At 64.3% G+C, this 14770-nt stretch carries 22 protein-coding genes; 16 read left to right on the top strand and 6 right to left on the bottom strand.

The window, feature by feature from the left end; translation table 11 throughout:
• The first annotated feature begins 2 nt into the window (after positions 1–2).
• The 6 genes from H3Z74_RS02045 (at position 3) to H3Z74_RS02020 (ending at position 4211) form a co-directional block, all read left to right on the top strand.
• Positions 3–599, top strand: coding sequence for an FMN-binding negative transcriptional regulator (locus H3Z74_RS02045; RefSeq protein ID WP_187762361.1), 597 nt, complete (start codon positions 3–5; stop codon positions 597–599).
• Positions 596–1255: an HAD-IA family hydrolase gene (locus H3Z74_RS02040; protein ID WP_187762360.1), complete on the top strand. Its 660-nt coding sequence runs from the start codon at positions 596–598 to the stop codon at positions 1253–1255. Before H3Z74_RS02045 ends, H3Z74_RS02040 begins: the two co-directional genes overlap by 4 nt.
• A complete protein-coding gene (locus tag H3Z74_RS02035) occupies positions 1252–1473 on the top strand; it encodes a hypothetical protein (RefSeq protein WP_187762359.1) in 222 nt (73 codons plus the stop codon). Before H3Z74_RS02040 ends, H3Z74_RS02035 begins: the two co-directional genes overlap by 4 nt.
• Before the next feature lie 8 nt (positions 1474–1481).
• Positions 1482–2162: an ATP12 family chaperone protein gene (locus H3Z74_RS02030; RefSeq protein ID WP_187762358.1), complete on the top strand. Its 681-nt coding sequence runs from the start codon at positions 1482–1484 to the stop codon at positions 2160–2162.
• A 118-nt stretch (positions 2163–2280) separates the two neighbouring features.
• Positions 2281–3015: a DeoR/GlpR family DNA-binding transcription regulator gene (locus H3Z74_RS02025; protein ID WP_187762357.1), complete on the top strand. Its 735-nt coding sequence runs from the start codon at positions 2281–2283 to the stop codon at positions 3013–3015.
• A gap of 59 nt (positions 3016–3074) precedes the next feature.
• Positions 3075–4211 (top strand): MFS transporter, encoded by a 1137-nt coding sequence (locus H3Z74_RS02020; protein ID WP_187762356.1) that lies wholly within the window; start codon positions 3075–3077, stop codon positions 4209–4211.
• 303 nt (positions 4212–4514) lie between these two features.
• Here the strand turns inward: H3Z74_RS02020 and H3Z74_RS02015 are convergent, their stop codons facing one another.
• The gene (locus tag H3Z74_RS02015) at positions 4515–4934 is read right to left on the bottom strand and encodes a hypothetical protein (RefSeq protein WP_187762355.1); all 420 of its coding nucleotides are present in this window, start codon (positions 4932–4934) and stop codon (positions 4515–4517) included.
• Between the two features lie 148 nt (positions 4935–5082).
• Entirely contained in the window at positions 5083–5748 is a 666-nt protein-coding gene (gene gmk / locus H3Z74_RS02010) for a guanylate kinase (RefSeq protein WP_187762354.1), read from the bottom strand.
• Positions 5749–5767: 19 nt separating this feature from the next.
• On the opposite strand from gmk, the gene H3Z74_RS02005 reads away from it, so the two are divergent.
• Complete coding sequence (locus H3Z74_RS02005; RefSeq protein ID WP_187762353.1) at positions 5768–6370, top strand: DUF2585 family protein; 603 nt, start codon at positions 5768–5770, stop codon at positions 6368–6370.
• On the opposite strand, the gene H3Z74_RS02000 is transcribed toward H3Z74_RS02005, so the two are convergent.
• The 4 genes from H3Z74_RS02000 to H3Z74_RS01985 form a co-directional block, all read right to left on the bottom strand.
• The gene (locus H3Z74_RS02000) at positions 6371–6571 is read right to left on the bottom strand and encodes a hypothetical protein (RefSeq protein WP_187762352.1); all 201 of its coding nucleotides are present in this window, start codon (positions 6569–6571) and stop codon (positions 6371–6373) included. It lies immediately after the preceding gene.
• A complete protein-coding gene (locus tag H3Z74_RS01995; protein WP_187762351.1) occupies positions 6568–6786 on the bottom strand; it encodes a hypothetical protein in 219 nt (72 codons plus the stop codon). Before H3Z74_RS01995 ends, H3Z74_RS02000 begins: the two co-directional genes overlap by 4 nt.
• 87 nt (positions 6787–6873) lie before the next feature.
• The gene (gene fumC / locus H3Z74_RS01990; protein ID WP_187762350.1) at positions 6874–8262 is read right to left on the bottom strand and encodes a class II fumarate hydratase; all 1389 of its coding nucleotides are present in this window, start codon (positions 8260–8262) and stop codon (positions 6874–6876) included.
• Between the two features lie 142 nt (positions 8263–8404).
• Positions 8405–8887 carry an SspB family protein gene (locus H3Z74_RS01985; protein ID WP_034159253.1) on the bottom strand — a complete coding sequence of 161 codons (483 nt, stop codon included), beginning with the start codon at positions 8885–8887 and terminating at the stop codon, positions 8405–8407.
• Between the two features lie 144 nt (positions 8888–9031).
• On the opposite strand from H3Z74_RS01985, the gene hisB reads away from it, so the two are divergent.
• From hisB to H3Z74_RS01940, 9 genes are all read left to right on the top strand, one after another.
• A complete protein-coding gene (hisB, locus tag H3Z74_RS01980; RefSeq protein WP_187764122.1) occupies positions 9032–9619 on the top strand; it encodes an imidazoleglycerol-phosphate dehydratase HisB in 588 nt (195 codons plus the stop codon).
• Positions 9620–9928: a YciI family protein gene (locus H3Z74_RS01975; RefSeq protein ID WP_187762349.1), complete on the top strand. Its 309-nt coding sequence runs from the start codon at positions 9620–9622 to the stop codon at positions 9926–9928. It begins immediately after the preceding gene.
• A complete protein-coding gene (hisH, locus tag H3Z74_RS01970; protein WP_187762348.1) occupies positions 9925–10530 on the top strand; it encodes an imidazole glycerol phosphate synthase subunit HisH in 606 nt (201 codons plus the stop codon). Before H3Z74_RS01975 ends, hisH begins: the two co-directional genes overlap by 4 nt.
• The gene (hisA, locus tag H3Z74_RS01965; RefSeq protein ID WP_187762347.1) at positions 10527–11264 is read left to right on the top strand and encodes a 1-(5-phosphoribosyl)-5-[(5-phosphoribosylamino)methylideneamino]imidazole-4-carboxamide isomerase; all 738 of its coding nucleotides are present in this window, start codon (positions 10527–10529) and stop codon (positions 11262–11264) included. Before hisH ends, hisA begins: the two co-directional genes overlap by 4 nt.
• A 4-nt stretch (positions 11265–11268) precedes the next feature.
• On the top strand, positions 11269–12039 hold the full coding sequence (hisF, locus tag H3Z74_RS01960) for an imidazole glycerol phosphate synthase subunit HisF (RefSeq protein WP_187762346.1): 771 nt from the start codon (positions 11269–11271) through the stop codon (positions 12037–12039).
• 54 nt (positions 12040–12093) lie between these two features.
• Positions 12094–12273: a hypothetical protein gene (locus H3Z74_RS01955; RefSeq protein ID WP_187762345.1), complete on the top strand. Its 180-nt coding sequence runs from the start codon at positions 12094–12096 to the stop codon at positions 12271–12273.
• Between the two features lie 31 nt (positions 12274–12304).
• Positions 12305–12628 (top strand): phosphoribosyl-ATP diphosphatase, encoded by a 324-nt coding sequence (locus H3Z74_RS01950; protein WP_187762344.1) that lies wholly within the window; start codon positions 12305–12307, stop codon positions 12626–12628.
• Between the two features lie 10 nt (positions 12629–12638).
• Positions 12639–13043, top strand: a complete 405-nt coding sequence (locus tag H3Z74_RS01945) for a histidine triad nucleotide-binding protein (RefSeq protein ID WP_187762343.1) — start codon at positions 12639–12641, stop codon at positions 13041–13043.
• A 90-nt stretch (positions 13044–13133) separates the two neighbouring features.
• Positions 13134–14705, top strand: coding sequence for an amino acid permease (locus tag H3Z74_RS01940; RefSeq protein ID WP_187762342.1), 1572 nt, complete (start codon positions 13134–13136; stop codon positions 14703–14705).
• The last annotated feature ends 65 nt before the right edge of the window (positions 14706–14770 follow it).

The following is a 14770-nucleotide window of genomic DNA, read 5'->3' as shown; positions in this document are numbered from 1 at the left end:
CCGTGCACCCCAATCCGGCATTCCGGCCCGGCGACGATGCCGCCATGCTCGACTGGGCGGTGGCGATCGGCTTCGCGCATATCTTCGCGGTTACGCCCGCAGGGCCGATGATGGTGCATGCGCCGATCGTCGCGGTTGGCGAGCGGCAGCTGCGCTTCCATGTCTCGCGCGCCAATCGCGCGACGCCGCATCTCGACGGCGCCAGGCTATTGCTCAGCATCGCCGGCGCCGATGGCTATATCACACCCAACTGGTACGCGAATCCTGCGCCGGAAGTGCCGACCTGGAACTATACCGCGGTGGAAATCGAGGGTCATGCCCGCAGTGTCGACGAAGCGGGGCTGATCGACCAGGTCGATCGCCTCGCCGCGCTGCATGAGCCGCGCATCATCCCGGAAAATCCGTGGACCCGCGACAAGCTCGATGAGGCACGCCAGCGCGCGATGCTCCGTGCGATCATCGCATTCGAGGTCACGGTCGATGCGGTGCGTGGCACGCACAAGCTGAGCCAGAACAAATCCGCCGGCGACCGCGCACGCGTGATCGCCGGTCTGAAACGCAGCGGCAATACCGCACTGGCCGAGGTGATGGAGGCATGAACCGACTCGCTTTGTTCGATTGCGACGGCACGTTGGTCGATAGCCAGGCCAGCATCTGCCAGTCGATGGAGGAGGCGTTCGCGCTTCACAGCCTCGTCCCGCCCGAACGCAACGCGATTCGCCGCATCGTCGGCCTGAGCCTGGTCGAGGCGATGCGTGGACTGTTGCCGCACGCCGATGATGCGCAGCACCGCGCGCTGGCGGACGATTACAAAGCGGCCTTTTTCCGTCTGCGTAGCTCCGGAGCACTTGCCGATGAACCCCTGTTCGAAGGCATGGTCGCGGCATTGGACGACCTTGCCGCAGCTGGCTGGGTCTTCGGGGTCGCGACCGGCAAGTCGGATCGCGGCCTGCTTCGCGTGCTTGACGAACATGGCATCAGGGCGCGCTTCGTCACCTTGCAGACCGCCGATCGCCACCCTTCCAAGCCCCATCCCTCGATGATCGAGACTGCGATCGCCGAGGCTGGGGCATCGCCCGAGACGACGGTGATGATCGGCGACACCAGCTACGATATGATGATGGCGCGCGCCGGGAATGTCCGTGCGCTGGGCGTGGCATGGGGCTATCATCCGCCGGAGGAACTGACTGCGGCGGGAGCACACGCCATCGCACAGACGGTCGCGGCGCTGCCGGCGCAGATGGAGGCGATATGACAGATCCCGAAACCACCGCGCGCAACCGCTATTTCGCCATTGCCGGATCGCGCATCGCCGGTGTTGCGGGCGCCTTGCTCGGGCTCGTCCTGATCGGTCGGGCGCAGATCGTCGAACAGAAGATCCTCGGCACCGCGATCGTGCTGTCGGCGCTGCTGATGGTCGCGATCGTGCCGCGCGCGCTGGCGCGGCGCTGGCGCACACCGCCGCAGAACTAGGACCAAGAGTGAAGCGTTTCTGGACCGATGTGGCGATCGACGCCGGGGGCGTGGTCGCGCTCGACGGCAAGCCGGTGCGCACGCCCGGCCGCGCACTGCTCGCCATTCCCTTTGCCGCGCTGGCCGAGGCCGTGGCCGATGAATGGCGCGCGGTGACCGGCGAGATCGATCCCCGCACCATGCCGCTGACCGGGCTCGCCAACGCCGCGATCGAACGCATTGCCCCGGATCCGCTACGCTTCGCGGCCGGGCTCGCCGTGTTCGCCGAAAGCGACCTGCTCTGCTACCGCGCGGAAGACCCGCCGGCGCTGGTCGAGCGTCAGGCAATGTATTGGGATCCACTGCTCGGTTGGGCACGCACCCGCTACGACGTGCATTTCGAAGTGATTGCGGGGATCATGCATCGCCCGCAGCCGCCGCTCACCATTGCTCGCCTGACCGATGCCATCAACGCGCGGACCGCGTGGGAACTGGCGGGGCTGGCGCCGATCGTCACGATTGGTGGCTCGCTGATCGCGGGCCTCGCCCTGATCGAGCACGCGGCGACCGCCGACGATGTGTGGCGGGCAATCGAACTCGATGAGGACTGGCAGGCCGAGCAATGGGGTCGCGACGATCTGTCGCTTGCCGCACTGGACTCACGGCGACGCGATTTCGAGGCCGGGGTGCGATTTCTCGCGCTGATCTGAGGATCGAGTCCGCAGGTGATCGGAATAGCCCAATTATCCACATTGTGCGGGATCGTGCAGTTTGATACGCACATTTATGCCTGATTCTTTGTCTCCTGACCAACGCCGCGCGCGTATTTTGCACAAACTTACTGAAAACGACCGCGTGATCGCGCGCGATCTTGCCGAGGAATTCGGTACATCCGAGGACGCAATCCGGCGGGACCTGCGCGATCTGGCAGCCGCCGGTCAGTGCAAGCGCATCTATGGCGGCGCCCTTGCACTGTCGCCGGCGCAAGGGCGGTTTGCTGAACGGGTCGATACATATTTGGCGGCGAAAAATGCACTGGCCCGGGCAGCGCTGCCGCTGATCGAAAGCGGACAGACGCTGTTCATCGATTCCGGCAGCACCAACCTGATGCTCGCCGATATCCTGCCCGGCGACCTCGCCTTGACGGTCGTCACCAACTCGGTGTCGATCGCCACGACATTGTTCCGCCGACCGGGGATCTCGCTGGTCCTGATCGGGGGGCATGTCGATCCCGATATCGATGGCGCGGTCGGGGCGCAGGCGATCGACCAGATCAGACTCTTCCGCCCGGACCTGTCGATCATCGGCGTATGTGCGCTCGATCCCAGCTATGGCGCTGCCGCGTTCGACCCGCGCGATGCGGACTTCAAGCGCGCAGCGGTGGGAAGCGCAAACCGGGTCGCGATGCTGTCCACGGCGGAAAAGCTCGGCACTACGGCGCCGCATCGCATCATGCCGGTGAAGAGCATCGATCATCTCATTGTCGAATACGGCTCTCCCGGCGATATCTGCGCAGCGTTCGCGGCGCAGGGCACGACAATCATAACCGCTCGGCCAAGCTGAGTTTCACGCTGCGACACCCCCGCGCCGGCCACCATCCTCCCAAGTTCGGAACCCTGATCATGATCGAAACGGCTGACCGCCCCGCCACGCGCCTGGCGACAAGACTGGCATTTCTGGTCGCTGGCTTCGTCATGGCGTGCTGGGCGCCGCTGGTTCCCGCGGCAAAGATGCGCGCCGGGGTCAATGAGGCCGAACTCGGCATGCTGTTGCTGTGCCTCGGCATCGGCTCGATCCTCGCGATGCCCGTCACGGGCATCGTCAGCGCGCGCATCGGCAGCCGTCCGATGATCCTGCTCGGCGGCGTGGGGATCAGCCTTGTCCTGCCGCTGCTCGCAATCGCGAGTTCTCCCGCCCTTCTCGGCATGGCGTTGCTGCTTTTCGGCGCATCCCTGGGAACGATCGACGTGGCGGCGAACGCGCATGCGGTGGAGGTGGAGAAAGCGGCCGGCACGCCATTGATGTCCGGTTTCCACGCGCTCTTCAGCGTCGGCGGATTTGCCGGCGCCGGGCTGACAACCTCATTGCTCGCGCTGTCCGTTGCTCCGTTGCTGGCCACGATCATCGCAGCGCTGATGGCGTTGGCGGCAATCGCCTATGCCGGCCCGCGGCTGTTGCGCGCACGACCTGCCGTCGAAGACAGCAGCTTCGTGCTGCCGCGCGGCGTCGTCCTGCTGCTGGCGGCGCTGGCCGCCGTGACCTTCCTTGCCGAGGGGGCATTGCTTGACTGGAGCGCGCTGCTGATCGACGCAAAGGCGCTCACCCCGCCGTCGCTGGCCGGTCTTGGTTATATGCTGTTTTCCATCGCGATGACGATCGGCCGGTTCAGCGGTGACGCGATCGTCACGCGACTCGGCGGCCGGCTCGTACTCAGGATCGGCGGGCTGGTCGCCGTGCTGGGCTTCGTCGTCCTGCTGACCATCCCGGTCGGTCCTGTCGCGATGGCAGGCTTTATCCTGATCGGGCTGGGGGCGTCGAATATCGTGCCGGTGCTGTTCAGTGCCGCGGGCAAGCAACAGGCCATGCCGGCCGGAATGGCGATCGCCGCCATCACCACCACGGGCTATGCCGGGATCCTTGCCGGACCAGCGGTGATGGGCTTCGTCGCGCATCTCACCAGCTTGGCGACCGCATTCTGGATGCTCGCCGCCCTGCTCTGCCTCGTGCCGCTTTTCGCCGCGCGGGTCTCGAAGTCATAACGCAGCTATTAAGTTAATCATCTGATATATAACGATATTGTGGAAATCCTGATCGAGGTGACCACGGGAGATATGGGACATCTCTGGTGTCCCATATCTCCCCCGCTCGTTCCTTCAGCCCTGTCGCTGATCGCGATTCAACCATTGCACGGGATCAGGCATGCCATCGCGTGCCGGACATATCCGGTGCGCTCTTTCTCAGTGTCGGAAAACAGTATTGCCGTGGGGCCTCTTACCATGCTCCGCACATGATTACGGCGCGAAGGCATGAGCCTTCGCGCCGCATTCCGACTTCAGTCGATGTCAGTTGCAGACCCGGACGTCGACGCGCTCGCCTGAATAATCGTCCCACCGCGTTTCGACATGGCAGCTGCCATAGCCGCGCTGGTCGCGATAGCGGTCATAGCCATTATAGCCGTTGTTGCGGTCATAGGCGCGGCGATCGTCATAACGGCGGTCATCATAACGGTCATAGCCGTCGACCTGATAATAGCCGTCGTTGCGATACTCGCGATCGCGGTTGCGACGACGGTCGTTATTGCTGCTCGATATGATCGCGGCACCGATAGCGAGACCGGCAATGCCGGCGATGATGGCAGTGCCCGTATTGTCGTGGCCGCGACGATGGCCACCATAACGCTGCGCCTCAGCAGGCGCGGCAACGGTCAGAGCCGTCGCGCCAAGCGCGAGAGCGAGCGTTGCTTTGGTGAACAGGGTCGTCATTGCTTCTACTCCTCAAGAGCAGCGCCGATGACGACCGATTCGGGCGCCTTATCGTGCAGCTTGACGATGTATCTGCACGAGTCGCCGTGAACGGATACGGAATGCGTCTTGCAGCATCCATTCATCCGCAGCCGATCGGAACGTCAGATCAGCGGAGTAACTTGCGGATAAAGCCAATGATCCCCGTCTGGCGCGACCGCTTCAGTCGTTCAGCTGCCAGGATCGTCTTCACGCACTCGAAACATTGTTCGACATCGTCATTGACCAGGACATAATCATAGCCATCCCAATGGCTGACCTCGTTCGCCGCACGATCCATGCGGGCATTGATCACCGCCAGCGAGTCGGTCGCGCGCTTCTCGAGCCGGTCTCGCAGGATCGGCATCGAGGGCGGCAGGATGAACACGCGCACCACGTCGCCGCCGGCCAGCTGGTGAAGCTGCTGCGCACCCTGCCAGTCGATATCGAACAATATGTCGCGCCCCTGTTCGAGCACGTGCCAGACCTGCGCCTTGGGCGTCCCGTAGCGATGGTCGAAGACATGCGCCCATTCGAGGAATTCGTGATTCGACGCCATTTCGCGAAATGTTTCGAGATCGACGAAATGATAATCCACGCCATCGACTTCGCCGGGACGCGGCGGGCGAGTGGTGTAGGACACCGACATGCTGAGCTCGGGCTCGGCCGCGAGCAGCTTTCGCGCGATGGTCGATTTGCCGGCGCCCGATGGCGAGGACAATACGAACAGCACGCCGCGACGCTTGAACCCGTGCGGGTCGTCCGTGGAATCGATCGGCTTTGCGGAAGACGGCATGGGCGCTAATGGCGGCGCAATGGGACAGGCGTCAAGTCACGCGCGACCGGATCGCGACAAAAGCGGGCTCGACAAGCGCTGGCTGATCGCGACCGGCGTGATCATCATCGCCGCTGCGGCGATCCTGCTGGCGGTGGGCCGAACCCCGATCTGCACCTGCGGCACGATCCGCCTGTGGGAAGGCGCGGTCAACTCGCCCGAGAACAGCCAGCAATTGAGCGACTGGTATTCGCTCAGCCATTTCATTCATGGGCTGATATTCTATGGCCTGACCTGGACCGTGCTACGCCGCCAGCCGGTCGGGATGCGGCTCGCGATAGCGGCGCTGATCGAATCGGGGTGGGAGCTGCTCGAAAACTCGCCGATCATCATAGATCGCTACCGCGCCGCAACGATCGCTGTCGGTTATAGCGGTGATTCGGTGCTCAATTCGGTATCCGACATCGCGTTCATGACGTTTGGATTCCTCATCGCGCGCAAACTGCCCTGGTGGGGCAGCGTCGCACTCGCGCTCGCGCTGGAACTCATCGCTCTGTATGCCGTACGCGACAATCTGACGCTCAATGTCTGGATGCTGGTCGCACCGAGTGATGCGGTCCGGGCCTGGCAAGCGGCCGGCTGATCAGACGATCCGGCCCTTTGCCTTGTGCCGGTCATAGGCCTTTTTCGCGACATAGGCCCCGCCCAGTGCAAGCCCGATTGGACCGAGCCGGGTAATCACGCGGCTCGCGACCAGGCCGATCGCCGCGCCCTTCAGCCCGCCCTGCCCGTCGCGACGATCGATTTCCGCACCAAGCAGCGCGCCAATCAGGCCGCGGATCATGCGGCTTTCTCCGAAGAGCCGAACGCCTTTTCCTTCAGCTCCGCAGCACCGCGGAGTACCGCCCAGCCGACCGCGTAGGTCACCGCCAGCGGCAGCACGACCTTCAGCACATTCGCGGTGATCGCACCGTAGATCGCGCCGTCCGCGGCACTGTCGTCGCCGCTCATCGAATCGATCACGCCGCCAATCAATGCGCCAATGGTCGTTGCACCCATGTCATCGTCTCCGTGGTTCGCCGGGCTAAGCGTTTGGCGGAGCGAGGAGTTCCATCGCAGTCTCCCCGGCACGGGGAGGGGCGAAGATCAAACCATCGTCTCCGGCCGCACCAGGCGGTCGAACGTCGCGGCATCGACCAGGCCCAGCGCCAGCCCGGCCTCCTTCAGGGTCAGGCCTTCCGCATGCGCGTACTTGGCGATCTTGGCGGCGTTGTCATAGCCGATCTCGGGCGCCAGCGCGGTGACCAGCATCAGCGAGCGATCGACCAGTTCCGCGATCCGCCCGCGATTCGGTTCCAGCCCATCGACGCAGCGCTCAGCGAAGCTCGCCATGCCCACGCTGAGCAGATCGATCGACCGCAGCAGATTGGCACCGATCAGCGGCTTGAACACATTCAGCTCCAGATGCCCCTGCAAGCCGCCGACCGTGATCGCGATGTGATTGCCGATCACCTGGCCCGCGACCATGGTCAGCATCTCGCACTGGGTCGGGTTGACCTTGCCGGGCATGATCGAACTGCCCGGCTCATTGGCCGGAAGGTCGATCTCGCCCAGCCCCGATCGCGGCCCCGACCCGAGCAGCCTGATATCGTTGGCGATCTTGGTCAGCGCGACCGCGAGCGTGTTGAGCGTGCCGGAGAAATGCACGATCGGATCGTTCGATGCGAGCGCCTCGAACTTGTTCTCGGCGGTGCGAAACGGCAGGCCAGTGATATTGGCGATCTCCGCGGCGATCTCGACATCGAATCCAGCGGGCGCATTCAAGCCGGTGCCGACGGCGGTCCCGCCCTGGGCAAGTGCGGACATACCGTGCAGCACCGCCGGTTCGATACGGTGACGGCAGCGATAAAGCTGATGCGCATAGCCGGAAAATTCCTGGCCCAGCGTCAGTGGCGTCGCATCCTGCAAGTGCGTCCGCCCGATCTTGACGATCCCGGTCCAGTCCCGTGCCTTTGCCACCAGCGCATCGTGCAACCGGCCGAGCGCGGGAAACAGATCGCGCGTGGCGGCAACTGCGGCGGCGATATGCAGTGCGGTCGGGAAGCTGTCGTTGGACGACTGGCTCATATTGACGTGATCGTTCGGATGAACCGGCGACTTGCCGCCACGTGTGCCGGTCAGCACTTCATTGGCGCGGCCCGCGATCACCTCATTGACGTTCATATTGGTCTGCGTACCCGATCCCGTCTGCCAGATGACCAGCGGGAATTGGTCGTCGAGCTTGCCGCTCGCCACTTCGGCCGCTGCCGTCTCGATCGCATCGGCAATCCCGGCGTCGAGGCCATGCGCGCGGTTCACCCGCGCCGCCGCCTGCTTCACGATCGCCAGGGCATGCACGATGCCGATCGGCATGCGCTCCTGCGCGCCGAACGGAAAATTCTCGATCGAACGCTGCGTCTGCGCGCCCCAATAAGCGGTGCTGGCAACCTCGATCGCGCCGATCGAGTCGGTTTCGGTGCGCGTTTGCTCAGTCATTCATCACTCTCCGTCGCCCGTGCCCAATCCCGTCATCCCCGCGAAAGCGGGGATCCCGCTGCCTGGGTCGATCTAGGGATTGATCGGGAAAAGAAGAAGAAGCGGGATTCCCGCTTTCGCGGGAATGACGGGAAGACAGCGCTTACTTCTTCCGCTTGAAATCCACTGCGACGACGTTCGATCCGTCTTCGACAGGTACCACGGTCGGGCCGTCATTCTCGGCCTCATCATGCGGGTCGGGACCATCGGGTCCATCCTGCGCCTGGAAGCGCAGCTCGAAATTGACTGACGGATCGTGGAACCCGGTCACCGCCGCATAGGGAATGACCAGTTTCGACGCGACCTGATTGAAGCTCAGCCCGACCGAGAATCGCTCGTCATCGACCACCAGATCCCAATAGCGATTCTGCATCACGATGGTCATTTCATCGGGAAACCGCTCGATCAGCCGCTGCGGAATATCAACGCCGGCGGCGTGGGTCTTGAAGGTGATATAGAAATGATGGTCGCCGGGCAGGCCGCCATTGGCCGCGACCGAGCCGAGCACACGCCCGACCACGGCACGCAACGCCTCCTGGACGATCTCGTCATAGGGAATCAGGCTGTCGGGCAATCCATCGCTCATGGCCCCTTGGGTAGCGGGGTTTGGCTAACCGTCAAGATTGTATGCGGGAAAGGCGCGTGCAGAAGATCGGGGGTGAAGAAGATTGGCGAAGATTGGGGACCTGAGATTGCATGAACAGGCTATCGCGCTATGGGGGGCGGCATGATGCGCACCGCCACGATCAGCCGCTCGACCAGCGAAACCAGTATCGACGTCACGGTCAATCTCGACGGCACCGGCGTCTATGACGTATCGACCGGGATCGGCTTTTTCGATCACATGCTCGAACAGCTCTCGCGCCACTCGCTGATCGACCTGGACGTGAAGACGATCGGCGACCTGCACATCGACCAGCATCACACGGTCGAGGACACCGGCATCGCGATCGGCGAAGCGGTGGCCAAGGCGCTCGGCGACAAGCGCGGCATCCGCCGTTACGGCGACGCGCTGTCGCCGATGGATGAGACGCTGACTCGCGTCGCACTCGACATTTCCGGGCGCCCCTATCTCGTGTTCAAGACCGAGTTCAGCCAGAAAAAGCTCGGCGAGATGGACACCGAGATGTTCGAGCACTGGTTCCACAGCTTCGCCCAGGCGGCCGGCATCACGCTGCATGTCGAAACGCTCTACGGGCAGAACAACCATCACATCGCCGAAGCCGCGTTCAAGGGCCTGGCGCGCGCGCTGCGCACTGCGGTCGAGATCGACCCGCGCAAAGCCGATGCGATCCCCAGCACCAAGGGGATGCTGTAGATGATCGCACGGCCCGAAGAGCCGTTGTGCATGATCCTGCTGCGCTACGTGGCGCCGCTCGATCAGGTCGATGCGCAGATGGCCGCGCATGTGGCCTGGCTCGAACTAGGCTATGCCGAAGGCATCTTCATCGTCTCGGGCCGCCGCGCACCGCGCACCGGGGGTGTGATCCTGTGTCGCGGGCATCGGCCTGAGGTCGAGGCGCTGGTCGCGAGCGATCCCTTTGTCGTTTCGGGCGTGGCCGAGGCAGAGGTGATCGAGTTTGGCGCGAACATGGCAGCGGATCGTTTTGCCGCCCTGCTGATATGACCCTTGCGCTGATCGACTATGGTGCAGGCAACCTCCACTCGGTCGCCAACGCACTGAAAGCCGCGGGCGCGGCGGACATCGCAATTACCAGCGACGCAGCTATGGTGGCAAAGGCCGACCGCATCGTGCTGCCCGGCGTGGGTGCGTTCGGCGCTTGTGCGGCCGCCTTGCGCGCGGTGCCCGACATGGTGGAGGCGCTCGACGCCCGCGTGCGCGGCAACGCGATTCCGTTCCTTGGCATCTGTGTCGGCATGCAGCTGATGGCCGATACCGGCGAGGAGCTCGGCACGCATCAGGGGCTTGGCTGGGTGCGCGGCAGCGTGCGGCAACTGGCGCCCGCCGATCCAACGGCCAAGGTGCCGCATATGGGCTGGAACGACGTCACCCCCGCCCGGCCCCACGCGCTGATCGAGCCCGGCGAAGCCTATTTCCTGCACGGCTATGCGTTCGACGGTGACGATGTGCTGGCCGGCACCGATCATGGCGGCCCGATCACCGCCGCGATTGGCCGCGACACGATGATCGGCGTGCAGTTTCACCCCGAAAAGAGCCAGGCTTACGGTCTCGCCTTTCTTTCGCGCTTCCTGGAGTGGCGGCCATGACTCTCATCATCTTCCCCGCAATCGACTTGAAGGCAGGCCAGGTAGTCCGCCTCGCCGAGGGCGATATGGATCGCGCGACAATCTATGGCGACGATCCCGCCGCCCAGGCGATGATCTTTGCCGGACAGGGCGCAGAATATCTCCATGTCGTCGATCTCGATGGCGCCTTTGCCGGCGCCTCGGTCAATGGCGAAGCGGTGGCGTCGATCGTCAGCCAGTTTCCCGGCCATGTGCAGCTCGGCGGCGGCATCCGCAACCGGGCCGCGATCGAGAAATGGTTCGATCTGGGCGTCTCGCGCGTCGTGATCGGCACTGCCGCGCTGGAGAATCCCGAGCTGGTGCGTGATGCCGCGAAGGATTTTCCCGGCGGCATCGTCGTCGCGGTCGACGCGAAAGACGGCATGGTCGCGACGCGCGGCTGGGCGGATGTGTCCACGGTCGAAGTGGTCGATATGGCGCGCCGCTTCGAGGATGCCGGCGTCGCCGCCTTGTTGTTCACCGACGTCGGGCGTGACGGCATGCTCAAGGGCTGCAACGTGCAGGCGACGGTCGATCTGGCGCGCGCGGTGCGCATTCCGGTGATTGCCAGCGGCGGGGTCGCCGGGATCGGCGAGATCCATGTGCTCGCGCTGCACGCGCGAGACGGGGTCGAGGGTGTGATCACCGGACGGGCGCTCTATGACGGCCGGCTCGATCTGGCCGCGGCGCTGAGCGTGGCGGCGGCGGCGGCGTGAGGCCATGACCGTCCGCGCTCGCGTGATTCCCTGTCTCGACGTCGCCAATGGCCGCGTGGTCAAGGGCGTCAACTTTGTCGATCTGCGCGACGCTGGCGACCCGGTCGAGCAGGCGCGCGCCTATGACGCAGCCGGCGCCGACGAACTCTGCTTTCTCGACATCACCGCCAGCCACGAAGCGCGCGGCACCATTCTCGATGTGGTCAGCCGCACGGCCGAGGTCTGCTTCATGCCGCTGACCGTAGGCGGCGGCGTGCGCACGCCCGATGACGCGCGGGCGCTGCTGCTTGCCGGCGCCGACAAAGTGGCAGTCAATTCCGCCGCCGTTGCCCGCCCCGAGCTGGTCGCCGACATGGCCGACCGCTTCGGCAGCCAGTGCGTCGTCGCCTCGGTCGATGCACGCCGCGTCGACGGGGGCTGGGAAGTCTTCACTCATGGCGGCCGGCGCGCCACCGGCATCGACGCGGTTGCGCATGCACTGAACCTTGTGCGGCTCGGTGCGGGCGAATTGCTCGTCACCTCGATGGACCGCGATGGCACGCGCGACGGCTATGACCTCGAACTGATCCGTACCATCGCCGACCAAGTCGCGGTGCCCGTGGTGGCGTCGGGTGGGGTCGGCTCGCTCGGCGATCTGGTTGCCGGCATTCGCGAAGGTCATGCCAGCGCAGTCCTTGCCGCATCGATCTTCCATTTCGGCGAAGCCAGTATCGCCGACGCGCATGCCGCACTTTCCGCCGCCGGGGTGCCGGTGCGGCAACCGGTCCGGACTTAGTTCCGATCACGTCGTCATAGGCAGAATTTAACCGGCCGCCATTATACCGCCGCTATGCGCTTTCTGCTCCTTGCCCTCATCGCCGCACCGGCTTTTGCCGCCCATACCGGCGTACCGAAAATCCGTACCGGCCCCGAACTGTCCGACATCGCCTTGTTCGTGATGGCCGCGATCGGCGTCTTCCTGATCCGCCGCGCGATGCGCGCCCGGTTCGCCAGGAAGCAGAAGGATTGACCTTGAGCCCGTGGTGCGCCAGCCAGCATGGATGGCCGAAGATTTCCTGACCAGCCTCGAAACCGTGATCCGCGACCGCCGGGGCGCGGACCCGTCGACCTCCTACACCGCCAGCCTGTTCGCCAAAGGACGCGCAAAAATCGCCCAGAAATTGGGTGAGGAAGCGGTCGAAACCGTGATCGCCGCGCTGGACGGGGATGCGAAGGCGCTGACCGGCGAGGCGGCCGATCTCGTCTTCCACCTGCTCGTGCTGCTCGCCGATGCTGGTCTCAGCCTCGACGATGTGCGCGCCGAAATGATGCGGCGCGAAGGCGTGTCGGGGATCGACGAAAAGGCCGCGCGCCAGAGCCAGTAAGGAGCCTTTGATGCCAATCGACGCCACCAGACCCTATGACGACGAGAATGTCTTCGCGAAGATCCTGCGCGACGAAATTCCGTCGCGAAGGGTCTATGAAGACGATTATGCGATCGCCTTTCACGACATCAATCCGCAAGCGCCGACTCACATCCTGGTGATCCCGCGCGGGCGCTATGTCTCGTGGGACGATTTCAGCGCGAACGGCTCGGATGCCGAGATTGCCGGCTTCGTGCGCGCGGTCGGCACGGTCGCGCGGGCGGCGGGGCTGGTCGCGCCCGGATACCGGCTGCTCGCCAATACCGGGATCGATTCCGGACAGGAGGTGCCGCACCTTCACGTCCACCTATTTGCCGGGCACGGCCTGGGGCCGCTGCTGGTGCGCCATACCGGCGACCAAGGGGCGGGACGATAAGGGGATTGCGCGTCTCGATTTAGCCTTTAGGTTCCGCGCCATAAATATCGGGCCAATAATGGCTCGCTTTCCCTTGGGGGACCGATTTCCATGATCTTCGGGCGCATCAAATCAGTCGATGCCATTCTTGCGACGGCGGAGAGAAAATCTCTCCACCGGACGCTTGGCGCGTTCCAATTGACCCTGTTCGGCATTGGCTGCGTGATCGGTACGGGCATCTTCGTGCTCACCGCCGCCGGTGCGCAAAAAGCCGGCCCCGGTCTGATGCTCGCCTTCGCGATCGCCGGCGCGATCTGCATCGTCGCCGCGCTCTGCTATGCCGAAATCGCCTCGATGATGCCCGTCGCGGGCTCCGCTTACACCTATACATATTCCGTGATGGGCGAATTGCTCGCCTGGACCGTCGGCTGGGCCCTGATCCTCGAATATGCCGTCGCGGCAAGCGCGGTGGCGGTCGGGTGGTCCGGCTATTTTACCGGCACGATATTGAACCAGTTCCTGGGCATACACTTACCCGCGGCGCTCTCCTCGGCGCCGCTCGCGCTGGGTGGCGCGCCAGGCGGCATCATCAACTTGCCTGCCGTGATCATCTCGCTGCTCATCACCTGGTTGCTGATGATCGGCACCACCGAGTCCGCGCGCGTCAACGCTGTGCTGGTGCTGATCAAGGTGACCGCGCTGACCGCCTTCATCGTGCTGACCCTGCCTAGCGACCAGTTCAGCACCGCCAATTTCAACCCGTTCCTGCCCGCCGGCCTGTTCGGCGGCTTCGGCTCGGGCGTTGGCGCGGTGGGCGCCGCGGCGACGATCTTCTTCGCCTATGTCGGCTTCGACGCGGTCTCGACCGCAGCGGAGGAAACCAAGAACCCGCAACGCAACGTGCCCATCGGTCTGATCGGCAGCCTGTTGTTCTGCACTGTCTTCTACATTCTCGTCGCAGCCGGCGCAGTCGGCACGATCGGGGGCCAGCCGATCATGGGCCCGGGCGGCATCCCCTTCCCGGCCGGTTCGGAAGAACTCGCCCGTCAGTGCGCGATGGCCGAATATTCGCAGATGCTGGTGTGCTCGAACGAAGCCCTGGCGCATGTGCTGCGCGCAATCGGCTTCGGCACCGTAGGCAACCTGCTTGGTATCGCCGCCTTCATCGCATTGCCCTCGGTCATCCTGATTCTTCTGTTCGGCCAGACGCGCATCTTCTTCGTGATGTCGCGCGACGGGCTGCTGCCCGACGGGCTGTCGAAGATCCATCCCAAGTGGAAGACACCCTATATCGTCACCGCGCTGACCGGTGGCGCCGTGGCCTTCGCAGCGGCGTTCCTGCCGGTCGGCAAGCTCGCCGACATCGCCAATGCCGGAACACTCTATGCCTTCATGATGGTCGCGATCGCAGTCATGATGCTGCGCAAGACCGAAGCCGCGCGCATCCGCAGCTTCAAGACGCCAATGCTCTGGCTGGTGGGTCCGGCCACAATCCTGGGCTGCGTGTTCCTGTTCTTCAACCTGCCGTTCGAGGCGATGATCGTCCTCCCCGTCTGGGGCGCGGTCGGCCTCGTCATCTATTACCTCTATGGCTATCGCAACAGCCATATGGGCCGCGGCATCGAAGAGGTGAACGAAGCCTCGCTCAGCGAACTCGAGCCCAAAGTGCCAGGCACCGAATGAGTTGATCGATCGGGAGATCGGAAAAAGGGGCGGGGAAGCAATTCCCGCCCCTTTTTTTATCACCG

This window comes from Sphingomonas alpina, from assembly GCF_014490665.1.
Lineage (GTDB): Bacteria > Pseudomonadota > Alphaproteobacteria > Sphingomonadales > Sphingomonadaceae > Sphingomonas > Sphingomonas alpina.
Note: the sequence above shows the minus strand (reverse complement) of the source record. Positions and strands in the feature narration are given on the sequence as shown.